This is a genomic window from Brucella sp. NBRC 12950 (assembly GCF_030268145.1).
Taxonomy (GTDB): Bacteria; Pseudomonadota; Alphaproteobacteria; order Rhizobiales; family Rhizobiaceae; genus Brucella.
Window position 1 is genome coordinate 241,769 of the sequence record NZ_BSQC01000009.1, and the last position, 21,594, is coordinate 263,362.

Sequence of the window (21,594 nt, forward strand, 5' to 3'; positions counted from 1 at the left end):
ACAACCGCGACCGCTCAGCCTCGGATCAGCGGGCGAGATACTGGATGCGAGAAAGAAAATGAAGAATATCAGGTCAGGATGTAAAGCCCCCACCGCAATGCAGGCGGTGGCATTGCCTCAATGAGCCGAATTACTTGCGGGGAGCCTATCGTGAAGAAGAGAAGGGGAGCTTGAGGCGAGGGAATGAGGCGGAGCTCATTGCGTCGATGCGCGGCCTGACGTAGCACTCAGGTGCTTGGCCTCAGCGCCCACGATCGGTTTGGTGAAATCGCCAGCTTTATAGCCCCTCTTGAGCGGATGGGCGCGGGCGCAGGCATATGTGAAACAAGTGCCGATGTTAAGCTTTACGGGGTGATTGATGATTTTGCCGAACTGATGACCGGCGTCGAGGACCTTAGTTCCAACATCGCAGGTCGTAGCTTCATTTGCCTCCAGACCGGTCGACCATCTGGTGAACTGTTTTCAGCAATTCATCGCCAGCGACTTGGATAGCCACTCGCTGACAGGCCGATCGGCTTTGCAACTGGCAATTTCCTGGCGCAGCGCGACTTTGACCGCATCGGTTTCGTTGTTTTTGTCAGGTCGACCGGCTCCTCAGTGATCTTGGTGACCTCTTGATCTTTCGTGAAAAGGGCAATCGGGATATCTGCTTATGAAGAGATGACGATATCCAAAGAAGTTATAGGGTCTACGATAAAGGGGCTAGGCTGCCTTATATTTTTCGCCCTTGTCAGGGCGATGAGCCCGGCTCATGGTATCAGGTGAACAAGAATACACAATTGACAATCTACCTACTAGAAGGTAGATAGAAGTTTATGAGCAACATTCTGTCAAACTACGATCATATCCTTGTCAGCGCGCGTGAGCTAATTGTCCGTGGTGGTTACAACGGTTTCAGTTATGCGGACATCGCCGAGATCGTCGGCATTCGCAAGGCTAGTATTCATCACCATTTTCCAACCAAGCTCGACTTGGTCCTAACCCTTGTCAACCAGTATCGTTTAAATGCAGAGACCGGAATTGCGCAGCTCGAGCAAAACGTCACAGATCCGGTCGATCAACTGCGTGCGTTTGTTGATCATTGGGCCCAGTGCATCGAAGACGGTAGCCGCCCATTTTGTGTTTGCGCGCTTTTGGCAAGCGAACTGCCGCTTCTACCCCGAGAAATCGCCATCGAAGTCAATGCCTACTTCCAGCTCCTCTCGAAATGGCTGGCTCGGGTATTCGAATCCGCCTCAAAACTAGGACGCATCCATATTTCGCGCGCGCCGGAGGTGGAGGCGGAAGTCTTTATGGCAATGGTTCACGGAGCCATGTTGTCTGCGCGTGCATTCGCAGACCCCGGCAAGTTTTCGTTGATCACAAACGCAGCATTGGACAGTCTAGCACCTAGGCACTGACTGCTAATTGGGAGTTCCTGTCCGATAGGCTGCGAAATACATCCAAAGCCATCGTCGTCGCAATGCTAGACTACCAACTAGAAGGAAGGCGTTATACTGACGCAAAGCGAATTTCAGGTTCACGAATAATCCGTGGACCACTCAACCAAGAGCCAAAACAATCGCCACCACCTGGAAAGGAACTAAAGTGTTCGGAATCTCAACGCTCGGCTGGCTTCATACATTGGGAAGCCTTCCTGCAATACCCGCGGCAATCTACATGATTTTTCGATATGGGCGCGTCAAGCCGGACAGCCTAGCAGGGAGGATCTACTTTGTTTGCATGGTGATCGGCAGTTTGACGATCTTTCTCGTCGCAAAAGCCCCCATCAGCCCAGCCATTGCGGTCATCACTTTGCTTTGTCTGGTCACTGGTTACACGATGCACAGGATCACATTTCTCGGACGCCTTCGAAAGTACCTTGAAACCCTGCTTCTCAGCCTCAGCGTGTTTTTGCTCATGGTTCCTTCTGTCTCGGAAACGCTTCGCCGTGTACCAGATGGCCACCCGATTGCATCCGATCCAAACTCGATAGTGCTGAAAGCCGCCCTGGGAACAGTAGCCACAATATTCGTTTTGGGCCTGGCAACCCAGTTTTTCTTCCTGTCGCGGCAGGCAACAAGGAAGCCTCGAAATTTGGTCTGAGCTGGCGTCTCGGACTAACCTGGGTGAGCGAAGGCTACAATTGGAGGCCCCTGTAAACCTTAGGGGTCGGCCGCTTTGTGTGAGCGTCCTATCACTTGGCACAATGCCTACTCACGTCACGCAAGACTATTTTCATTTTCTACATAAACAAAATGCTCATTGCAGAATTTCAAATCAGTGGAGGTATTTTCCACCTAAACGAACGTCGGCGTTATGAAAGCGACAAATAAATATATGCCGGATATTGAAGATACGTGAAATCATCACGTCTAATCAGTACCGGCATTACGCTCGGATCGCCGTTCGAACGAGCAGGTTCTAATAACCTACTGCAGCACCAGCGACGGCACGGCTGTCTATAGCGCCGTAATAGCGGTTGTCACCGCCCTTTTCGATAGCTGCCATGTCCTTGCCGCCGATAAGGATGCCTGCTGCCTCTCCCCAAACCGGCCAGTCATCGTCTTCACCAACGGTATAGCCCATGCTGGTCAGCAGCCGGATCGTATCCGGAGAAAGCGCATTCGCTTCGATATAGACCCGGTCAGGCAACCACTGATGATGAATGCGCGGTGCATCAATCGCCTCCTGAATATCCATGCCATGATCGATGACATTCATGATCGCCTCGAGCGTGATCGTGATGATGCGCGAGCCGCCGGGGCTGCCGATAACCATGAACGGTTTACCATCCTTCGACACGATGGTTGGGCTCATCGAGGACAACGGTGACTTGCGTGGTTGAATGGCATTGGCTTCCCCTTGTATGAGACCATAGAGATTGGCCACACCTGGCTTGATGGTGAAGTCGTCCATCTCGTTATTAAGGAGAATGCCGGTACCTTCAGCCACCTTGGCCGTGCCGAAGGATCCGTTGAGAGTATAGGTCACAGCGACCGCGTTGCCATCCTTGTCGACAATGGAATAATGCGTGGTTTCGTTGGATTCCTTGAATTCGGCTGGCTTCAGAGCCTCGCTGACACCAGCGCGATAAGGATCGATGCGGCCACGGATTTCTTCGGCATAAGACTTGCTGGTGAGTTTCTCGATTGGATTGTCGACGAAGTCGGGGTCACCCAATGCCGTATTCCGGTCAACATAGGCGTGGCGCATCGCTTCCACCATCAAACGTGTGGTTTCTGCTGAGCCGTAGCCAAGATAGGAAATCGGATAGCCCTCCAGCACATTCAGGATTTCGCAGATGATTAGTCCGCCCGAAGAAGGCGGAGGCGATGAAACGATGTCGTAGCCGCGATAGCTGCACTTGACCGGCTCAAGCTCACGGACCTTGTATTGCTCGAAATCGGCCTTGGCGAGAATGCCGCCATTTTCCATGCTCGATCTGACAATCAGATCGGCAATATTACCTTGATAGAAGGCGTCGGGACCTTTTTCCGAAATCAACGAGAGCGATTTCGCCAGGTCCGGCTGGACGAGCTTTTCCCCCAAGGAAAGCGGCTTTCCGTCTTTCAGGAAGATTTTCGCCGCTGCCGGATCGTTCGCCAGTCTTTCATTGCCATCAGCAAAGGAGAGAATATCGCCCAGTTCCAACGTGAAGCCGTCCTTGGCAAGTTTCAGTGCTGGGTCGATCAACTCCTCGCGCTTGCGGGTGCCATATTTTTCGCGCGCTTCCTCAAGGCCAGCCACTGTGCCTGGAACGCCGATGGCGAGATAAGTTTCAGTGCTGGCGCCTTCAACCGGCTTGCCATCCTTGTCTAGATACATGGTCTTGGTGGCTGCGAGCGGTGCGCGCTCGCGAAAATCGAGAAAAGTACTTTTGCCGTCCTTGAAGCGGATGGTCATGAAACCTCCACCGCCGAGATTACCGGCAGTCGGGTAGACAACAGCCAGCGCGTAGCCAACCGCGACAGCCGCATCGACGGCATTGCCGCCCTTCTTCAGCACATCGATACCGACCTGCGAGGCAAGGTGCTGGGCCGTCACCACCATGCCATTCTGGCCTTCCGCCGGTGCTGGTGATGCCGCGTGAACTGAAGGCAGATGTCCGGCAATAGCGATAATAGCGGCAAGGGAAAATGATTTCAGTCCGTAATGCGGCATGTCTTTTCCTCCCATGTAGTCTACCATGTGGTCGGACAATAGCGTGCGAGAAATTTCAGGCGAAAGCAAGCACGACAAAGCTTGGCTAGATGATTCCACAAATAGTGCGTGAGGCGATACTAATGTGCCAACTTTGTGGATTGAAGTTTTATAGTGTCTGACACTGTTGCCTGCATGACTGCAATCCCTCGGTAACTGCTCGGACATGATTAATATCTTGTCTCATTTCGCAGATAAATCAAAAGCCTAGAAAGGCCGCAGGCTCAGCTTGTGAGTTCATATCACTTGAAGGCGAGGGGCTATTTTCGCCATGATGAGATCGCTAACTAACAGTACTGGCAATTTGGCAGAAGAACGCTGATTTCGCGCGAAACTTCATGATTCATTGATGCAATGTAGATGATTGAAGGTTTTCGACCATGGCGATCAACATTACCAATGACGAGGCGGATAAGCTCATTCGCAAGTTTGCAGCGCTCACCGGACGCAATCTGAGGGATGCGATTATATTAGCAGTCAACGAGGCTATCGATAGCCGTGTTAATGCTGAAACACCGTTGGAAACTGCCGAACGTTTGCGAAAGAAGCATGGAATGCACCTCACAGATCAGGCGAAAAACCCTCTCCCTCAAGCGGTCTTTAACGACATGTGGGATGACAATTAATGTTTGTCGATGCTTGCGCCCTGATCGCACTTGCGACCAATGAGCCAGAAGCGATACGCGTTTCAAAAGCACTGACAAATTCCAAGACGCGCCTCACATCACCGGTCGCAGTGCTGGAAACAGTTATTGCTTTATCACGTCCTGATAAGTTCGATTGCACGCCTACACAGGCCGAAGCTTTCCTCATGGACTTGCTGGATTCGCGCAATATCAAACTGGTGGATTTGCCGGTTGGCAAGAGTGCAGCGAGCCTTTCCATCGGGGCAATCGAAAAATATGGCAAGGGCGAGGCGGCTTAATCTAGGCGATTGTCTGCATTACGCCTGCGCAAAATATTATCGTGTTCCCATTCTCGCCACCCATGACGAGGTTCGGCAAACAGATTTGGAAACCGTACCCTAAACGGGGTGCAAAGCCTGTGAGATTGATAACGTTGCGATCCCTATTCGCCATTATTGGCGCAAAGGATCGACGTTAATGTGGTTTTTGTCGTTGCTGGACAGCGGCGATATATGCCTCAATCGCTGCATCGCAGCTTAGTCACCATTGACCTTGAATGTAGTACGTCGTCAGCTCCAAATCCAAGTTTCAACATGTGGCAAAATGGGATTTTCTTCATATCTGGTGTGTTGGGCTGACTATAAAATCTAATAGGTGCGCTTATAACGTCGTCACATGTGTGCGATTAGTTATTCGCAGAGATCTTATCAACAATTGAGTGAATAGCGCTTTCGAAACCACAGGCTTCAGCTCAATTGTCGTCCCGTTTCCGTAACAAACGTCGTAAGACGATCTACAATTGCGTCAGAGTTAACGCAGACTGACCGCATAATGAGTAGTGGTGGTTAAACATCGCGACTGTCGCAACTCGACGGGTTTGTCTTCAAGGTCGAGTGCAACGCGTTGAATTGCCAGCAATGGATGGCCAAGTGGGCACGCCAGTCTCTGCGCATCTATTTCATCCGCAACGGTCGCCCTCAGTTGCTCGTCGGCCCTGGCGATTGTTATACCCCAGCGCGCAGATATCAACTGATAGATATTGTTCGGGATAGCATCCAAGGCGTCGAACCCCGGAAACCGGTCCTTCGGAAGCCATATGACTTCGTTGATCACAGGATTTCCCGCAAGCGTGCGCACGCGTTCTACTCGTAGCATCATGGTACCCGGCGGTAATTCGAGGGACTGCGACACGTTGGCAGGCGCTTGAACTGCTCTCGTCGCGAGCGTGAGGGATTGTGGGAAGTCAGTTTCCCCTCCATCCAGCACCAAGCGAAAAAACTGGAACATGATCCTCGAGTCTTCCGGTTGCGCGACGAAAGTACCTCGTCCTTGCCGCCGCACCAGGAGATTGTCCGCCGTCATTGCATCCAGAGCCTTTCGGACCGTTCCTTGGCTTACGCTGAGACTGCGGGCGATCTCTTGTTCGCTGGGCAGGATCATTCCCGGCGTCCATTCACCCGTCACAAGCCGGCGCACCAACTGGTCGCGCACTTGGGCATACAACGGTTTGGGACCGATTGGTGCGCCGCTTTCCTGTTTTAATTTGTTCATTTCTTACTCTGCAAGCCCCGTTTTCTCGCCCCGAGATGGGCGCGTTCGCGATTCTATCGCAAGACGATTGACAGGAAAAGCCTCTTATGTCTTCTATAAGATGTCTTATATAAGACATAAGAGATTAACAATTCATCACCCTGCGTGACGTGGCTTGAGAGGAGCACACCGTGTCCATTCCCCAACTGTTGATTCATGAGGCTGGAGACAACGTCGGCGTCGTCGTCGTCGAAGGCCTGAAAGCCGGCACGAACATGTTGTGCGTCGTCACGCACGACAACTCCAGCTTCGAGATGGTTGCCCATGACGATGTGCCGATCGGTCACAAGATCGCGTTGGCCGATCTCAAGATCGGGGACACTGCGATGAAGTACGGCGAAGACATCGGAAAGTTCGTCGCCGACGTCGCCAAGGGCAGGCATGTCCACACCCACAACCTCAAGACGAAGCGCTGGTAGGAGAGCGGACCGATGACCACAAAATATTCCAACATGACTTTCATGGGCTACAGGCGCGAAAATGGCCGCGTAGGCGTCCGCAATCATGTCGTGATCTTGCCCGTCGACGATATTTCCAACGCGGCTTGCGAGGCCGTGGCGAACAATATCAAGGGCACGCTCGCCATTCCTCATTCCTACGGGCGCCTGCAGTTCGGAGCCGACCTCGAACTACACTTCCGCACGATCATCGGCACTGGCGCGAACCCCAACGTCGCGGCCTGTGTCGTGATCGGTATCGAACCTGGCTGGACCAAGCGGGTTGCCGATGGCATTGCCAAGACGGGCAAGCCTGTCGCTGCCTTCTCGATCGAGCAGAACGGCGACCTGAAGACGATCATGGATGCTTCGCGTTCCGCCAAGGAATTCGTGCATTTCGCCTCCGAGCTTCAGCGTGAGGAGTGCTCGATCTCGGAACTCTGGATCTCGACGAAATGCGGAGAGAGCGACACGACGACTGGTCTCGGCTCCTGCCCGACGGTCGGCAACATGTACGACAAGCTGCTTCCCGAAGGGATCTACGGTTGCTTCGGCGAGACATCCGAGATCACCGGCGCCGAACACATTTGCAAGGCGCGCGCAATCAATCCCGAAGTCGGCGAGCGCTGGTACAAGATGTGGAAGGCCTATTCCGATGACGTGATCTTCGCGCACCAGACCGACGACCTGTCGGAAAGCCAGCCCACCAAGGGCAACATCGAAGGGGGCCTGACCACCATCGAGGAGAAGGCGCTCGGCAACCTTGAAAAGATCGGGCGCACGTCGAAATATATCGACATCCTCGACGCGGCCGAGGCTCCGGCCTCGGGCAACGGACTTTACTTCATGGATAGCTCCTCGGCGGCGGCCGAATGCGTCACGCTGATGGCGGCCGGTGGTTATGTCGTTCACACCTTCCCGACAGGGCAGGGCAATGTCATCGGCAACCCGATCGTGCCTGTGGTCAAGATCACCGCGAATCCACGCACCGTCCGGACGATGTCCGAGCACGTCGACGTCGATGTGTCCGGCATTCTTCGCCGGGAAATGACCATCGATGAAGCCGGTGATGCTCTCATCGACATGATCCGGCGTACCGCGAGCGGCCGCAACACCGCGTCCGAGGCGCTTGGCCACCGCGAATTTTCGATGACCAAGCTCTATCGCAGCGCCTGACCACCGGTTTCGGCCCGCTCTCACAAAAAGTGCGGGCCGACGATCGGGTGGTGACACTGCCAAAGTATCTTCAAGAGAGGCAGAAATCGATGAACTCGGAACTGTCGGCGCGGACTGAAATCAAGCACATGACCGTAAGGGCAAGACTCTCGAATGTGAAAAATCACGTGCTCCAGATCCGCTATGGTGTCGGCATCTTAGGTGCGCGGATCACGGCCGAGCAGATGGTGAGCCTCCGCGCCGTACCGGTCATCCTGGTCGGAGCGACGATAGCCGCGAACATCGTGTGATTGGCTTATTTCGAGGGTTATGCCGCTCGGGCGCAGGGCGTCCGCATAGGGTAAAGGCCGCGTACAAAATTTTTAACCAAATAGAAAGAGTGTCCATGAAAATCGGCGCACTTCGGGAAAAAGTTGAAGGCGAGAATCGGGTCGCGATGACGCCGGACAGTGCATTGCTGCTGCAGAAGCTGGGCCATGATTGTTTTGTAGAAGCGGGCGCGGGCGTGAAGGCGGGCATTTCGGATGACGCCTATCGCGCGGCCGGCGTGACGGTTGTCGACGATGAGGGCGCGCTGTTTGTGGCCTCGGATGTCGTAACGAAGGTTCGTCCGCCGGAGCCCTTCGAGGTCGCGCACCTCGTTACCAGACATACGCTGATCTCCTTCTTCTATCCCGCCCAGAACGCCGAACTCCTGGAGCAGGCCCGTTCGAGGGGTGCGAACATCATCGCGATGGACATGGTGCCGCGTATCAGCCGAGCGCAAAAAATGGACGCGCTGTCCTCCATGGCCAACATCGCCGGTTACCGAGCAGTGATCGAGGCGGGCAACAATTTCGGCCGCTTCTTCACCGGCCAGATCACCGCCGCCGGCAAGGTGCCGCCGGCGAAGGTCCTGGTCATCGGCGCTGGCGTCGCAGGCCTCGCCGCCATCGGCGTCGCCGTCTCGCTCGGCGCGCAGACCTACGCTTTCGACGTGCGCCCGGAAGTGGCCGAGCAGATCGAGAGCATGGGCGCCGAGTTCGTCTTTCTCGATTTCGATGGCAGCGTGCAGGATGGGGCCGCGACCGGCGGTTATGCCGCCCCGTCCTCGCCGGAATTCCGAGAGAAGCAGCTGGCCAAGTTCCGCGAACTCGCGCCGCAGATCGACATCGTCATCACCACGGCGCTGATCCCCGGACGCGCCGCGCCGAAACTGTGGCTTGCTGACACGGTGGCGGCGATGAAGCCCGGCTCCGTCGTTGTCGACATTGCCGCCGAGCGCGGTGGCAATTGCGACCTGACCGTCGCCGACCAGAAGATCGTCTCGCCGAACGGCGTCACCGTCATCGGTTATACGGACTTCCCGAGCCGCATGGCCGCGCAGTCCTCGGCGCTCTACGCCACCAATATCCGCCACATGCTGACCGACTTGACGCCCGGAAAGGACGGCCGGATCGTGCACAATATGGAGGACGATGTCATCCGCGGGGCGACCGTCGCCTTCAAAAGCGCGATCACCTACCCGCCACCACCGCCGAAGATCGCGGCGATCGCTGCCCAAAAGCCTAAGGAAAAGGTGAAGGAGCCGACGCCGGAGGAAAAGCGCGCCGCCGAGGCTTCCGCCTTCAAGGCGGATACGAAGAACCAGCTGATGCTGCTCGCCGCCGGCACGGCGCTGCTCCTGATGGTTGGAGCCTTCGCGCCCGCGGCCTTCATGAGCCACTTCATCGTCTTCGTGCTCGCCTGCTTCGTCGGCTTCCAGGTGATCTGGAACGTCTCGCATTCGCTGCACACGCCGCTGATGGCCGTCACCAATGCTGTCTCCGGCATCGTCATTCTCGGCGCGCTCCTGCAGATCGGATCAAGCAACTGGCTTGTGATGGTGCTGGCGGCGCTCTCCGTGCTGATCGCCACGATCAACATCGTCGGCGGCTTCCTCGTCACCCGGCGCATGCTCGCCATGTTCCAGAAGTCGTGATCGGGGGATTTGCATCATGACCATCGGTATCGTTTCGGCCGCCCATATCGCGGCAGCAGTTCTCTTCATCCTCTCGCTCGGCGGCCTCTCAGGCCAGGAAAGCGCCAAGCGCGCCGTCTGGTACGGCATCGCCGGCATGTGCCTTGCGGTCGTCGCCACGGTGTTCGGGCCGGATGTCGGCAACGGGGTCGTCGTCGTCCTAATGATCGCCGGCGGTGCGGTGCTCGGCCATTTCGTCGCCTCGCGCGTGCAGATGGCCGAGATGCCGCAGCTCGTCGCGTCACTGCATAGCTTCGTCGGCCTGGCCGCCGTGTTCATCGGCTTTAACGCACATCTCGAGGCAGCGAATGTCGCCGGCCTCGACGAGGCTGCGCGTGCGACGCTGACCGGCTTTGCCAAGTTGCTGGCCCACAAGGAGCCGGTTGAACTGGCGATCATGAAGGTTGAGGTCTTCCTCGGCGTGTTCATCGGCGCAGTTACCTTCACCGGCTCGGTCATCGCCTTCGGCAAGCTGGCCGGCAAGGTCGACGGCAAGGCGAAGAAGCTGCCCGGCGGGCATCTCTTGAATGCCGGTGCCGCAGCCCTGTCGATCCTGTTGCTGTTGCTCTATGTCAATGGTGCCGGCGTCTGGACGCTGGTGCTGATGACGCTGGCCGCTTTCTTCATCGGCTATCACCTGATCATGGGCATCGGCGGCGCAGATATGCCGGTCGTTGTCTCAATGCTGAACAGCTATTCCGGCTGGGCGGCCGCGGCCATCGGCTTCACGCTGGGCAACGACCTACTGATCGTCACCGGCGCGCTGGTCGGCTCTTCGGGTGCGATCCTATCCTACATCATGTGCAAGGCGATGAACCGCTCCTTCATCTCGGTCATTCTCGGCGGCTTCGGCGCAACGACCAGTCCGCAGATGGAGATCTTAGGCGAACAGATCGCCATCGATGCGGAGGGCGTTGCCGCCGCCCTCAACGACGCCGACAGCGTCATCATCGTGCCGGGCTATGGCATGGCGGTGGCGCAGGCTCAGCAATCTGTCTCGGAATTGACGCGCAAGCTGCGCGCCGCCGGCAAGAACGTGCGCTTCGCAATCCATCCCGTCGCCGGCCGTCTGCCGGGGCACATGAACGTGCTGCTCGCCGAAGCCAAGGTGCCCTACGACATCGTTCTGGAAATGGACGAGATCAACGAGGACTTCCACGAGACCGATGTGGTCATCGTCATCGGCTCGAACGACATCGTCAACCCGGCGGCGCAGGACGATCCGAACTCGCCAATATCGGGTATGCCGGTTCTGGAAGTCTGGAAGGCTAAGCAGGTGTTCGTGTCGAAGCGCGGGCAGGGCACCGGATACTCCGGCATCGAGAACCCGCTGTTCTTCAAGGACAACACCCGCATGTTCTACGGCGACGCGAAGAAGTCGGTTGGCGAGTTGCTGGCGATGGTCAATTAGCGGGGAGGCTTCGTAATGAAAGGCTGTACCTCCGATACGCGACACAACCCGCCTGCACCGCGAGGCAGCCTGATAGGTCTCCCCGAGAGTAGCTCAAGCGCGCTGCTGCCTCTAACCGCGAGGAGGAGCGGTCGACTTGCGCGCGATCAGTTCAACATCCAGCATTGTAGAACGGGGCGTTTGCGGTGCTCTGAGCATTTCAAGGATACGCATTGCCGCCAGATCACCCATATTGGCGGCGGGAATGTGCACGGTCGTCAGAGCAGGTGCCACGTGCTCGGAAAACTCGAGATTGTCTATTCCAGCAATAGACATGTCCGTGGGCACTGCAATCCCTTGTGCTTGCGCCTCGATCATCGCCCCCGTCGCCAGAATATCGATCAGGCCGATTATCGCTGTCGGCGTATTGGCGTGCGTCAGCAATCGATTGCAGCCGGACCTGCCCCCCGCGATGGAGATTGGCTGTTCGAGAACGTTCGTCTCACCGAGGGGCACGCCGCGTCGTTCAAGGGCATTCCGAACCCCCTCGAGGCGTTGGCGCTGGCGATCATTGTTCCGACGTTCGCCCGTCAGGACACCGAAGTGGCGGTGCCCGAGGTCAAGGAGATGGTTCGCCACCAACTCGCCGGCCTTCACGTTGTCGACGCAAACGCTGTCTCGCCCTTCCATCGCGCACCAGGTCAGGACTGTTGGAGTTCCGGTTCCGTCAACCAGTTTCCAAAGACCCTCCGGACGATCGGCGCCGACGAGAACAAGACCATCGACCCCCTGGCCGATCAACTTGCTTGCAGCGAGCTCTTCAAGAAATGGATCGTAGTCGTGAGACGCGACAAGCAGCTGGAATCCCGCATTCGAAAGCGCCTTTTGCATCGCATGCAGTGCTCTGGAGAACATCGGGCTATCGAGGGTCGGCACGACGACGCCAACACTGTTGGAGCGCCCGGAAACGAGCGCCCGGGCTTTCGCATCGGGGATATAGCCCAGCGATTTAGCCACCGCGCGGATGGTGCGCAGCGTCTCCTGCCTGACCAATTCAGGATTGGAAATCGCCCGGGAGACGGTGGCGGGTGACACGCCGGCCGCTTTGGCGACGTCCGCGAGGGTGGCTTTGGAATTCTTCACGGAAACCTCCGGCGAGAAATGAAAGAAATTTCATATCCTTTTCGCCGGAAGCATGCAAATAAAATCGTGTTATTCGAGACTATTAGAAGATTCAGCTATGCCAGACATTGACAATATGATGCAAAAATGAAAGCGTTTGCATAAATACTGGGAGGTACGCGATGTCGAGGAGGATGAGGGTCGGGGCCACGACCATTCTCGTGGTTATGGCACTTTGGTTTGTTTTAACGTCTTTGACCGGCGCCATTTCGCCCGGGCGCTTCCCGTCCCCGGGCGCTGCTTGGCAGGCGCTTGTTCAGATCTGGTCACCGGGATACGCCAACGGAACATTGCTGGAGCATGTGCTTCGCTCCCTGCTGCTCGTTCTTTCCGGGTTCGCTGCCGCGGTGCTGACCGGCGTTCCCCTCGGGTTGCTGATGGGTTGGAGCCGGAAGGCTGAAGCGTTCATCAATCCAATCTTCCTAATCGTCCGCCCGATACCGCCGCTTGCCTGGATACCGCTCGCCATTTTGTGGCTTGGTCTCGGTGACGCTGCAAAGATCCTTGTGATCTGGTTTTCCGCCTTCGTGCCGTCGGTCATCAATGCCTACTCGGGCATCCGCAGCCTGGACAAGACATTGATCGAGGCTGCGAGAATGCTTGGGACGCCGCCCAGAAGATTGACGCTCGAAGTGCTGTTGCCGGCAGCTAGCCCCATGATCTTCACCGGATTGAGACTTTCGCTCCAGGCCTCCTGGACGACGTTGGTCGCCGCCGAGCTTGTCGGTGCTCTCTACGGACTTGGCAGGGTTCTGAATGTGGCGCAGCAGGATCTCTATCCAGGGATGATCCTGGTCGGGATGGTTGCAGTCACAATCGGCGGCTGGGCGACAACCTACGTCCTGTCGCGCTTCGAGCAGTGGTCGCTGCGGTGGAATCAGGCCGCAATGGCGGCGGGAGTTTGATAGCCATGGCCCGTAGCATGTCTCTTCAGCAAAGCTTTCTTCTTGGCTTCGCAGGCCTCTTCGCCTTCTTTGCACTTTGGACGTTTCTATCGGTCTCTGGACTGACTTCGCCACTCTTTCTGCCATCGCCGGCAGCCGTAGCTGAACGCTTCGGCTTCCTGCTGCACACACGGTTTGCGGGCGGAACCCTCTTGCAGCATCTCGGTGCAAGCTTTGAACGGTTTGCATATGGCTTTGGTCTGGCGGCGCTGGTCGGCATTCCGCTTGGCCTGATGATGGGTTGGTTCAGGCTATTGGACGATATCGTTACACCGCTCTTCGACGCCGTGCGCTTCATTGCGCCGATAGCGTGGGTGCCATTCGCCGCCCTCTGGTTCGGGACCGGTATTGGTGGCCCGATCATGATCATCTTCGCAGGCGCTTTTCCACCTTGCCTGATCAACGCCTATCGCGGTGCGAAGTTCGTGGATCCGCGGTTGATTGAAGCCGCCCGTATGCTCGGAACACCGGATTCACGGACGATCATGGAAGTCCTGTTTCCATCGTCAGTGCCGTCGATCATTGCCGGCTTACGCGTATCCGCAGGGCTTGGTTGGCAGTCTCTCGTAGGTGCGGAACTCATCGTGGCATCCACCGGTGTGGGGTACATGATGGTTCAAGGGCAGGGAAACCTTTCAACTACCACGGTTATGTCTGGAATGATCGCAATCGGGCTTGTCGGCATTGCGATCGACATCCTGCTCCGTGGGATCGAGGCTCGCATTCTGCGAGGCCGGGGACAGCCTGGTTAAGTTACGGCGTTGCGACTTAGGCGGCCAGTGCACTTGGCTGCAGCGCACGGAATGTTCTGGAGGAGAAGGAAATGGGAATTATCCGCCTTGATGGTGTCGGTCGTGTCTACGGCAAGAAGGATGGCTTCGTCGCGCTGAAGGACGTCAATCTGGAAATTGCCGACAAGGAGTTTGTCGCGGTTGTCGGCCCGTCCGGTTGCGGCAAGACGACCTGCTTGCGATTTGTCGCCGGTTTCGACTTCCCCACTTCGGGGATGGTTTCCGTAAACGGAAAGCCTGTAACCCGCCCCGGCCCGGATCGCGCAGTGGTGTTCCAGCAGTTCGCGCTCATGCCATGGAAAACGGTTCGTCAGAACATCGAGCTGGGCTTGCGCAATAAGAAGGTGCCTAAGGTTGAGCGTGACGCGCGCATCGCAAGCACGCTTTCCCTGATGAACCTCCAGGCCTACGAAAACGCCTTTCCACACCAGCTTTCCGGCGGGATGCAGCAGCGTGTGTCGATCGCCAGGGCCTATGTGCTCGACCCCGATGTTTTGCTTATGGACGAACCGTTCGGCGCGCTCGATGCGCAAACCCGTGTCGTCATGCAGGAGGAACTGGTTCGGCTGGCGCGCGTCAATCCGCGTACCGTGATGTTCATCACTCACGCGGTGGAGGAGGCGGTCTACCTTGCCGATCGAGTGGCAATCATGTCGCGGCAGCCCGGCAGGGTAAAGGAAATGATCGATATCCGATCCGTAAGGCAAGCCGAAAATTGGGATGCGCACGAGAAGATCGAGGACGTCATGGACCTTGAGAGTTTCGTCCATCTGCGCACGCGGATATGGCGCAGCCTTCGCGAAGAAAAGGCGATGGAGATCGCCTGACCGCACGGGCTGCGAACTGGCAACTCAAACGGAGGATGTGTGAATGAAGAAAATTCTTCTTGCCGTAATGCTGGGCTCGATGCTGATGGCCGCGCCGTCAGTGCGTTCGGCCGAGCTTGAGCCGATCAAGATCAGCTATCAACCGTCCCTTTACTGGGCGCTTCCCTTCTACATCGCGAAGGAGAAGGACTGGTGGCGCGAAGTGGGTCTCGACGCCAGCTTTGTCACGTTCCCGGCGGGCGCTCCGCAGATCGCCGCCGCGCAGGCAAACGACTGGGATGTTGGAGGCACCGGTTCGGTTCCTGCCGTCCTGGGCGCTGCCCGGTTCGGATTGCTGACGATTGGCCTGACGAATGACGAGTCGAAGGCTAACGCAATTATGGCGCGCTCCACCGTCATAGATGGCCTGAAGGCCGATCCGACGTCGATAAAGGGCAAGAGACTGCTCTTGACGACCAATTCCACTGCCGACTACGCGGCTCGGGCGTGCCTGCGCAAATGGGGTGTCGCCAACGCTGACGTCGAGTTCGTCAATCTCGCGCAGGCGCAGGTTATCTCGGCGATTATCAGCAATAACGGCGACATTGCTGGGGTATGGGCGCCGCACACCTATACGTTGAAGGAGCGGGCCGGCATGGATTACCTCTGCTCCGGCGCGGATGCTGGTGCGACCGTACCGGGAGCATTGGTCGTCAGACCGGGCTTTGCTGAAGAAAAGCCTGAACTCGTCGCCAAATTCCTCGCAGTTTTCCTGCGCGGTATTGCCTGGTCAAAAGCCCATCCCGACGATGCGAAGGCCATGCTTAAATCCTTTTACGCCGAGGGCGGCGTCGAAGTGTCCGACGAAGCTGCCCAGGCGGAATTTGATCTGCGACAGACCTTTTTGCTGCAAGAGCAAAGTGACCTGCTCGAACGCAACGACGGGCACTCGCAGCTTGACTCGTGGTTCTCATCCGTCGGCGACTTCATGACCGAAGTTGGTACGATTGCAAGCAATCCGGATACCGCAACCTATATCGAACCGAAGTTCGTGCACATGGTCCGCAACGATCCTGCGCTCGCAGCCTTTGCCGGGAAAATCGACTAACCCCCAACCGCCACCGAACCATTATTGCGACCGGGCTACTTCCGTTTCTTCGAAGAAACGGAACGCTCCTCATCGAAGGTATGAAAAATGGCAATCACCTATCTGAAAAAAGCAAGCAAGTCACCGGAAACCGAAACCGGCACGGCACGCGACGTCGTTGCAACCATGCTCGCCCGCATCGAAGCAGACGGAGAAGCAGCCGTTCGCGACTATGCCGAATCCCTCGACAAATGGACCGGCGATATCATCGTGACGCGCGAGGAGATGGAGCGGAGGACCGCGAACGTTCCGCAATCTGTGAAGGATGACATCGCTTTCGCTGCCGACCAGGTACGCCGCTTTGCACTCGCTCAGCGCGATTCTATCAAGGACTTTTCCGTGGAACTTCTCCCGGGTTTCACGGCGGGGCAGAAACTGGTGCCATGCAACGTGGCGGGTTGCTATGTGCCGACCGGGCGCTATGCCCATATCGCGTCGGCTTACATGTCCGTGGCGACGGCAAAGGCAGCGGGAGTGAAGACCGTGATCGCCTGCTCGACGCCGTACAAGGGAGAGGGCATCCATCCCTATGTACTTTACGCGATGCAGGTTGCCGGCGCGGATATCGTCATGACCCTTGGTGGTGTCCAGGCGATTGCCAGCATGGCCTACGGACTTTTTACCGGCCTTCCCGCTGACATCATCGTCGGCCCCGGCAACAAGTTCGTCGCCGAAGCCAAACGGACGCTTTTCGGCAAAGTCGGCATCGATGTGTTCGCCGGTCCGTCCGAAGTTGCCGTGATCGCCGACGACACCGCCGACCCCATGGTTGTGGCGACGGATCTCGTCGGCCAGGCAGAGCATGGTCACGAGAGCCCGGCGTGGTTGTTTACGTCCTCAAAACGTATCGCTGATGAAACCATGCGTATGATGCAGGGCCTCATCGATGCCTTGCCGCAGCCTGCAAGGGACGCAGCGGATGCCGCATGGCGTGACTATGGCGAGGTTGTCCTGTGCGACACGCGTGAGGAACTTGTCGAGATCTCCGATCAATATGCCAGCGAGCATCTTGAGGTGCATTGCTCGGACCTCGATTGGTGGCTGAGGGAGCTTACCAACTACGGCTCGCTTTTCCTCGGAGAGGAAACGACGGTTGCGTTTGGCGACAAGACTTCCGGCCCCAATCATATCCTTCCGACGAAGTTCGCCGCTCGGTATTCCGCCGGCCTTTCGGTCCACAAGTTCCTGAAACCCCTGACCTGGCAGAAGTCCGACCGTGACGCTTGCAAGACGCTCTCTCTCGCAACGGCGCGCATTTCTCGTCTTGAGGGAATGGAGGCTCATGCCCGCACGGCGGACGTCCGGATGGACAAGTATTTCCCCGGACACAATCTCGACATGGGCGCCCCTGTCGAGAGCGTAAGCTGACCAAGTCCTCAAGAAGCAGGGAGACTAGCATGGGACGATTGTCTAACCTCTTTGATCTCGACGGCCGAACCGCCGTCGTGACTGGTGGCAATTCCGGAATTGGGCTGGCAATCGCCACAGCTCTGGGGTTGCAGGGTGCGTGCGTTGTGCTGATCGGGCGCAATATCGCCAATCTGGCCTCAGCGGAGGCAGCTCTGAGGACCGAGAACATCCCCGTGCAGACCGTCGCCGGAGATCTTGCGGATCCAAAAGACGTTAACCGCGTCGTTGCGGATGTGAATATGAGCAACGACGCGGTCGATATTCTGGTCAATGCCGCGGGTGTCAACCTTCGCAAGCCGTTCGCCGAGGTATCGGCCGGCGACTTCGATCTGCATATGGCGTTGCATCTTCGGGCGCCGTTTCTGTTGACACAGGGTTTCGCTCCCCTCATGCGGGAACGCGGTTGGGGCAGGATAATCAACATCGCCTCTCTGCAGTCCACGCGCGCATTTTCAAATTCGGCGCCTTACGGAGCCGCTAAAGGGGGAATCGTGCAGCTTACGCGCGCGGTTGCCGAGGAATGGTCCCGCCATGGCATAACCTGCAACGCAATCGCCCCGGGGTTCTTTCCGACACCTCTGACCGACCCTGTTTTTTCCGATCCGCAACGAGCAGCCGCGAATGCCGCGCAGACGGCGATCGGCAGAAACGGCAATCTCGACGACCTTTACGGAACGGCAGTCTTCCTGGCGTCCGAGGCGTCCGCCTATGTTACAGGACAGACGATCCACGTCGATGGCGGGTTTACGGCGAAGTAGAAGGAAGCCGAACATGAAAGCTCTCGTATATACCGCACCTTATACGCTTGAATTCACAGATGTGGTCGAGCCAGTCGCGTCTGCAGGCGAAGTCCTGGTCCGGGTCGACGCTGTTGGAATCTGCGGTTCAGATGTGCATGCCTATCATGGCCACGATTCTCGTCGTTTGCCTCCTGTCATCCTCGGGCACGAAGCTTCCGGGGAAGCGATGAATGGCCTGTTGAAAGGCCAGAAAGTGACGATCAATCCGCTGGTGACACCTGCCGATGGCAAATTTGCCCGATTTGGCCGGCCCAATCTGGATTCTCGACGTCAAATCATTTCCATGCAGCCGCGCCAAGGCGCCTTTGCGCAATATGTTGTGGTACCGGAAAGCAATGTCATTCCGCTTCCCGAAAACTTCGATGTGGGGACAGCAGCACTCGCCGAACCGCTAGCCGTTTCCTGGCGCGCGGCAAAGCGCGGCTGCGCCTTGCTGATGACGCCTCTGGATGAGGTGAGAGCGGTCGTGCTTGGCGGCGGAGCAATCGGCCTCGGGGCAGCGCTTGCGCTGCGACATTTCGGTATTCGCGATATCGCTGTAGCAGAGACAAACCCGGTGCGACATTCGATGATATCGGCGCATGGTGGTTTTCGCCTTTATGTGCCGGGCGAGAGTGCGGCTCCGAAAGAGAGCAGCATTGATCTTGTCATCGATGCGGTCGGAGCCGCGTCAACGCGCGCCGCCGCGTGCCAAATGGTCGAACCGGGGGGAGTTATCGTTCATATCGGCCTGCTTCCGGGAAGTGACGGACTGGACGTTCGCAAGATCACCTTGCAGGAGATTACGTTGACGGGCGCATATTGCTACACGCCGGACGATTTCAGAGACACTGTCGCCGCGATGATCGCAGGCGACCTTGGCAGCCTCGACTGGTTTGAAACGCGTGCCCTGTCCGAAGGAGCGAAGGCGTTTGCAGACATCGATAACGGCTTGATAAGCCGTGCGAAGGTTGTGCTGCGACCCTGACCTGATGTGAAATCTATCCATCAAGCGTGTGCCCATCACGATCAACAGCCCGATATAAATATGTCCATTGCCCTTTGACCTTTATATAGGTCTCGTCAACACGCCATGAGCCAAGCGTTCAACATTTTCGCTTCTGTGCCTGTTCTGCGATCTGCGGCGCGTAACGAACAACCCAACGGTTCAGTGTTGCATGGTCAAAGTCTACCCCACGTTCAGCCTTGGTCTCCTGAAGGTCACGATAGGAAACGGAATTACGAACATAGTACAGCGTAAAGAATGACACCTTTGGGAAAGTGAGCACCTTTAAAATCGACCGTCATCCGTTTCCATCTCGTTGAATTACGTGAACCGATAGTGACACAACTCAGAAGAAGTGAAAATTTCGCGACAGAGCCGTATGGGATCTATTCCTTTGTGCTGTCTGTGAAATACCGGCGCTCACCAGCGAGGATCGGGCCACTTTGCATTTTACCAAACGGTGAATTCTGCCGGAGATATCAGGTTTTTCTCGCCGTTCTTCGATCGCATACATTGGATCGAAACTTGAGAGAAGCTGCGCGAAGCCGGTCTTCCTTTGCGTTTTTGTTCATTAGCAAAAGAGACCTCCGCGACTATTCATCATGTCGAAGACTTGAGGCTGAGCTGGGTCAAGGCGCTGCCAAAGATCGATGATATGCGCGGCCTGCGTTCCAAAATCCTCGCGTAATCCATATTCGATTTTGGGGGCGGGCAGTTCCCATCATCACAATGAATGTTGTGAACGCAAGAACAGTAGGTCGGAGCTGTACTCAGCCTTTGAATGCAGGCCGTCGGCGGGATGTTAACTTCGGTCCGTCAGTCAAAATTGGGAAAGTGATTCATCTGAGATGAGGGAAAAGTAACTCCAGAGGATAAGGCAGAGAAAGTTTCGGCATTTCGTCGAAGGAGGTGTATTTGAGGCTGACGGTCTCAGGATCGGTGAAGCCTCCTGTCTCGCCGTTTGTCCGGCATGCAAAGAGGATTACCAGATATTCGACGCGATCTCCGTTGGGATACTGGTATCGGAATTCCTTGCCACTAAATGCGGCAAGAAGTGTGGATGCGGTCACCGTGAGGCCGTTTCTTCCCGGACCTCACGAGCAATTGCGTGTTCAGGTGTCTCGCCGGTGTCTCGCCGGGTTCGATAGCACCGGCGGGAAGGCTCCACCCTTCGCCGTCACTTTTGCGCTGGAGAAGCAACCGCCCTTTGGCGTCGGAAATGACTGCTGCAACGCTCGGCAGCATTATGAGGTCATGACCGATCTTTGAGCGGAGGTGGCAAATGCCGACACCTCATGACCCTCCGGCCGCTGTGCGGCGCGCGCTGCGCAAACTGGGCGCAGACATCCACGACGCACGTCGCCGTCGCCGCCTACCTATGGCGGTAGTTGCCGAACGTGCCTTCACCTCACGCTCAACGCTTCAAAAGATCGAGGCCGGCGACACAAATGTCAGCATCGGCATCTATGCAGCCGTCCTCCAGGCACTCGGCCTGCTAGATGGGCTAAGCCAAGTAGCCGACATCAGTAACGACAGCGTCGGCCAGGCTCTGGCCCGTGCGGAGTTGCCCAAGCACGCTCACCCAAAGCGATCGCCGGGATCGTCACGCGATGGCTGATTTTGAAATTCATCTCGACCTCCACGGCCGCACAAGCCCAATCGGTTTGGCGCGGAGCAATCGCGTCCGTGGTGCCGAAACGATCATGTTTGAGTATGACCGTGCCTGGCTTGAGAACCCCGACCGCTTCTCGCTGGAGCCCGCTCTAGCTCTGAGCCGGGGAGCGTTCGCCCCACCCGCGGGCCTAGCAACATTTGGCTCTATTGGCGATTCAGCACCCGACGCCTGGGGCCGACGGCTCATGCAACGCTCGGAAAGGCGCATGGCTGAGCGAGATGGCCGGTCCGTTCGCACGCTTGCCGAAAGCGACTATCTGCTTGGCGTCGCCGACGAGACACGGCTCGGCGCGCCTTACAGCTACGTAACGACCAGGCAATCTCTTTCCGCCTTCGGCATGGAGAGATTGCGCGAACTACCGAATATTGAGGCGCTTGAGGATGCGGGATTGCTCAGCCGCGTCCTCATGGAACGGGTCGATTCTGATTCTGACGGCGACGATAGTTTGCAGATG

At 57.0% G+C, this 21,594-nt stretch carries 22 protein-coding genes and 2 pseudogenes; 19 read left to right on the forward strand and 5 right to left on the reverse strand.

The features are described from left to right. The first annotated feature begins 231 nt into the window (after positions 1-231). From QSJ70_RS16675 to QSJ70_RS16685, 3 genes are all read left to right on the forward strand, one after another. Positions 232-492 (forward strand): hypothetical protein, encoded by a 261-nt coding sequence (locus QSJ70_RS16675; RefSeq protein ID WP_285537982.1) that lies wholly within the window; start codon positions 232-234, stop codon positions 490-492. Between the two features lie 323 nt (positions 493-815). After that, on the forward strand, positions 816-1,400 hold the full coding sequence (locus QSJ70_RS16680) for a TetR/AcrR family transcriptional regulator (protein WP_215779749.1): 585 nt from the start codon (positions 816-818) through the stop codon (positions 1,398-1,400). 187 nt (positions 1,401-1,587) lie between these two features. Next, the gene (locus tag QSJ70_RS16685; protein ID WP_285537985.1) at positions 1,588-2,085 is read left to right on the forward strand and encodes a hypothetical protein; all 498 of its coding nucleotides are present in this window, start codon (positions 1,588-1,590) and stop codon (positions 2,083-2,085) included. A gap of 318 nt (positions 2,086-2,403) precedes the next feature. On the opposite strand, the gene ggt is transcribed toward QSJ70_RS16685, so the two are convergent. Then, positions 2,404-4,143: a gamma-glutamyltransferase gene (gene ggt / locus QSJ70_RS16690; RefSeq protein WP_285537987.1), complete on the reverse strand. Its 1,740-nt coding sequence runs from the start codon at positions 4,141-4,143 to the stop codon at positions 2,404-2,406. A gap of 419 nt (positions 4,144-4,562) precedes the next feature. Between ggt and QSJ70_RS16695 the strand changes: the two genes are divergently transcribed. Both QSJ70_RS16695 and QSJ70_RS16700 read left to right on the forward strand, forming a co-directional pair. Further along, positions 4,563-4,808 carry a type II toxin-antitoxin system VapB family antitoxin gene (locus QSJ70_RS16695; protein WP_285537989.1) on the forward strand — a complete coding sequence of 82 codons (246 nt, stop codon included), beginning with the start codon at positions 4,563-4,565 and terminating at the stop codon, positions 4,806-4,808. Then, a complete protein-coding gene (locus tag QSJ70_RS16700) occupies positions 4,808-5,107 on the forward strand; it encodes a type II toxin-antitoxin system VapC family toxin (protein WP_285537990.1) in 300 nt (99 codons plus the stop codon). Before QSJ70_RS16695 ends, QSJ70_RS16700 begins: the two co-directional genes overlap by 1 nt. A gap of 511 nt (positions 5,108-5,618) precedes the next feature. Here QSJ70_RS16700 and QSJ70_RS16705 read toward each other — a convergent pair. Then, the gene (locus QSJ70_RS16705) at positions 5,619-6,359 is read right to left on the reverse strand and encodes a GntR family transcriptional regulator (protein WP_285537992.1); all 741 of its coding nucleotides are present in this window, start codon (positions 6,357-6,359) and stop codon (positions 5,619-5,621) included. A gap of 170 nt (positions 6,360-6,529) precedes the next feature. Between QSJ70_RS16705 and QSJ70_RS16710 the strand changes: the two genes are divergently transcribed. The 5 genes from QSJ70_RS16710 to QSJ70_RS16730 all read left to right on the forward strand — a co-directional run bounded on the left by QSJ70_RS16710 (position 6,530) and on the right by QSJ70_RS16730 (position 11,421). Beyond that, on the forward strand, positions 6,530-6,817 hold the full coding sequence (locus QSJ70_RS16710; protein WP_285537994.1) for a UxaA family hydrolase: 288 nt from the start codon (positions 6,530-6,532) through the stop codon (positions 6,815-6,817). Between the two features lie 12 nt (positions 6,818-6,829). Beyond that, positions 6,830-8,011: a UxaA family hydrolase gene (locus QSJ70_RS16715; protein ID WP_285537996.1), complete on the forward strand. Its 1,182-nt coding sequence runs from the start codon at positions 6,830-6,832 to the stop codon at positions 8,009-8,011. An 89-nt stretch (positions 8,012-8,100) separates the two neighbouring features. Beyond that, positions 8,101-8,301 (forward strand): hypothetical protein, encoded by a 201-nt coding sequence (locus QSJ70_RS16720; protein WP_215779734.1) that lies wholly within the window; start codon positions 8,101-8,103, stop codon positions 8,299-8,301. Positions 8,302-8,396: 95 nt separating this feature from the next. Further along, positions 8,397-9,971 (forward strand): Re/Si-specific NAD(P)(+) transhydrogenase subunit alpha, encoded by a 1,575-nt coding sequence (locus QSJ70_RS16725; protein ID WP_285537999.1) that lies wholly within the window; start codon positions 8,397-8,399, stop codon positions 9,969-9,971. Between the two features lie 16 nt (positions 9,972-9,987). Then, complete coding sequence (locus tag QSJ70_RS16730; RefSeq protein ID WP_285538001.1) at positions 9,988-11,421, forward strand: NAD(P)(+) transhydrogenase (Re/Si-specific) subunit beta; 1,434 nt, start codon at positions 9,988-9,990, stop codon at positions 11,419-11,421. A gap of 111 nt (positions 11,422-11,532) precedes the next feature. Here QSJ70_RS16730 and QSJ70_RS16735 read toward each other — a convergent pair whose 3' ends face one another. Further along, the gene (locus tag QSJ70_RS16735; protein ID WP_285538003.1) at positions 11,533-12,543 is read right to left on the reverse strand and encodes a LacI family DNA-binding transcriptional regulator; all 1,011 of its coding nucleotides are present in this window, start codon (positions 12,541-12,543) and stop codon (positions 11,533-11,535) included. 161 nt (positions 12,544-12,704) lie between these two features. Here QSJ70_RS16735 and QSJ70_RS16740 point away from each other — a divergent pair, with 161 nt between their 5' ends. From QSJ70_RS16740 to QSJ70_RS16770, 7 genes are all read left to right on the forward strand, one after another. Continuing rightward, positions 12,705-13,487 (forward strand): ABC transporter permease, encoded by a 783-nt coding sequence (locus tag QSJ70_RS16740; RefSeq protein WP_215779727.1) that lies wholly within the window; start codon positions 12,705-12,707, stop codon positions 13,485-13,487. Positions 13,488-13,492: 5 nt separating this feature from the next. Next, positions 13,493-14,278: an ABC transporter permease gene (locus QSJ70_RS16745; protein WP_285538005.1), complete on the forward strand. Its 786-nt coding sequence runs from the start codon at positions 13,493-13,495 to the stop codon at positions 14,276-14,278. A 71-nt stretch (positions 14,279-14,349) separates the two neighbouring features. Then, the gene (locus QSJ70_RS16750) at positions 14,350-15,144 is read left to right on the forward strand and encodes an ABC transporter ATP-binding protein (protein ID WP_285538006.1); all 795 of its coding nucleotides are present in this window, start codon (positions 14,350-14,352) and stop codon (positions 15,142-15,144) included. Between the two features lie 43 nt (positions 15,145-15,187). Next, entirely contained in the window at positions 15,188-16,231 is a 1,044-nt protein-coding gene (locus QSJ70_RS16755; RefSeq protein ID WP_285538008.1) for an ABC transporter substrate-binding protein, read from the forward strand. An 87-nt stretch (positions 16,232-16,318) separates the two neighbouring features. Then, entirely contained in the window at positions 16,319-17,638 is a 1,320-nt protein-coding gene (gene hpsN, locus QSJ70_RS16760) for a sulfopropanediol 3-dehydrogenase (RefSeq protein WP_285538010.1), read from the forward strand. A 29-nt stretch (positions 17,639-17,667) separates the two neighbouring features. Continuing rightward, positions 17,668-18,438: an SDR family NAD(P)-dependent oxidoreductase gene (locus QSJ70_RS16765; RefSeq protein WP_285538012.1), complete on the forward strand. Its 771-nt coding sequence runs from the start codon at positions 17,668-17,670 to the stop codon at positions 18,436-18,438. Positions 18,439-18,451: 13 nt separating this feature from the next. After that, positions 18,452-19,447, forward strand: a complete 996-nt coding sequence (locus QSJ70_RS16770) for an alcohol dehydrogenase catalytic domain-containing protein (RefSeq protein ID WP_285538014.1) — start codon at positions 18,452-18,454, stop codon at positions 19,445-19,447. A gap of 19 nt (positions 19,448-19,466) precedes the next feature. On the opposite strand, the pseudogene QSJ70_RS16775 reads toward QSJ70_RS16770, so the two are convergent. Continuing rightward, positions 19,467-19,767 (reverse strand): annotated as a pseudogene (locus QSJ70_RS16775) (IS6 family transposase); the annotation flags it as partial. A 736-nt stretch (positions 19,768-20,503) separates the two neighbouring features. Next, complete coding sequence (locus QSJ70_RS16780; RefSeq protein WP_285538016.1) at positions 20,504-20,710, reverse strand: NUDIX domain-containing protein; 207 nt, start codon at positions 20,708-20,710, stop codon at positions 20,504-20,506. 37 nt (positions 20,711-20,747) lie between these two features. Here QSJ70_RS16780 and QSJ70_RS16785 point away from each other — a divergent pair, with 37 nt between their 5' ends. After that, positions 20,748-21,083 (forward strand): helix-turn-helix domain-containing protein, encoded by a 336-nt coding sequence (locus tag QSJ70_RS16785; RefSeq protein WP_285538017.1) that lies wholly within the window; start codon positions 20,748-20,750, stop codon positions 21,081-21,083. After that, positions 21,076-21,436: pseudogene (locus QSJ70_RS16790) on the forward strand (type II toxin-antitoxin system HipA family toxin); the annotation flags it as partial. The gene QSJ70_RS16785 and the pseudogene QSJ70_RS16790, both read left to right, overlap by 8 nt. Between the last annotated feature and the right edge of the window lie 158 nt (positions 21,437-21,594).

Excerpts from the sequence above, each read along its gene's own strand:
- QSJ70_RS16755 (WP_285538008.1), top strand. The coding sequence starts at position 15,188 with ATGAAGAAAATTCTTCTTGCCGTAATGCTGGGCTCGATGCTGATGGCC.
- QSJ70_RS16785 (WP_285538017.1), top strand. The coding sequence starts at position 20,748 with ATGCCGACACCTCATGACCCTCCGGCCGCTGTGCGGCGCGCGCTGCGC.
- QSJ70_RS16745 (WP_285538005.1), top strand. The coding sequence starts at position 13,493 with ATGGCCCGTAGCATGTCTCTTCAGCAAAGCTTTCTTCTTGGCTTCGCA.
- QSJ70_RS16715 (WP_285537996.1), top strand. The coding sequence starts at position 6,830 with ATGACCACAAAATATTCCAACATGACTTTCATGGGCTACAGGCGCGAA.
- QSJ70_RS16725 (WP_285537999.1), top strand. The coding sequence starts at position 8,397 with ATGAAAATCGGCGCACTTCGGGAAAAAGTTGAAGGCGAGAATCGGGTC.
- QSJ70_RS16680 (WP_215779749.1), top strand. The coding sequence starts at position 816 with ATGAGCAACATTCTGTCAAACTACGATCATATCCTTGTCAGCGCGCGT.
- QSJ70_RS16750 (WP_285538006.1), top strand. The coding sequence starts at position 14,350 with ATGGGAATTATCCGCCTTGATGGTGTCGGTCGTGTCTACGGCAAGAAG.
- QSJ70_RS16730 (WP_285538001.1), top strand. The coding sequence starts at position 9,988 with ATGACCATCGGTATCGTTTCGGCCGCCCATATCGCGGCAGCAGTTCTC.
- QSJ70_RS16740 (WP_215779727.1), top strand. The coding sequence starts at position 12,705 with ATGTCGAGGAGGATGAGGGTCGGGGCCACGACCATTCTCGTGGTTATG.
- QSJ70_RS16705 (WP_285537992.1), bottom strand. The coding sequence starts at position 6,359 with ATGAACAAATTAAAACAGGAAAGCGGCGCACCAATCGGTCCCAAACCG.
- QSJ70_RS16765 (WP_285538012.1), top strand. The coding sequence starts at position 17,668 with ATGGGACGATTGTCTAACCTCTTTGATCTCGACGGCCGAACCGCCGTC.
- QSJ70_RS16695 (WP_285537989.1), top strand. The coding sequence starts at position 4,563 with ATGGCGATCAACATTACCAATGACGAGGCGGATAAGCTCATTCGCAAG.
- QSJ70_RS16780 (WP_285538016.1), bottom strand. The coding sequence starts at position 20,710 with ATGCTGCCGAGCGTTGCAGCAGTCATTTCCGACGCCAAAGGGCGGTTG.
- QSJ70_RS16700 (WP_285537990.1), top strand. The coding sequence starts at position 4,808 with ATGTTTGTCGATGCTTGCGCCCTGATCGCACTTGCGACCAATGAGCCA.
- hpsN (WP_285538010.1), top strand. The coding sequence starts at position 16,319 with ATGGCAATCACCTATCTGAAAAAAGCAAGCAAGTCACCGGAAACCGAA.
- QSJ70_RS16770 (WP_285538014.1), top strand. The coding sequence starts at position 18,452 with ATGAAAGCTCTCGTATATACCGCACCTTATACGCTTGAATTCACAGAT.
- ggt (WP_285537987.1), bottom strand. The coding sequence starts at position 4,143 with ATGCCGCATTACGGACTGAAATCATTTTCCCTTGCCGCTATTATCGCT.
- QSJ70_RS16720 (WP_215779734.1), top strand. The coding sequence starts at position 8,101 with ATGAACTCGGAACTGTCGGCGCGGACTGAAATCAAGCACATGACCGTA.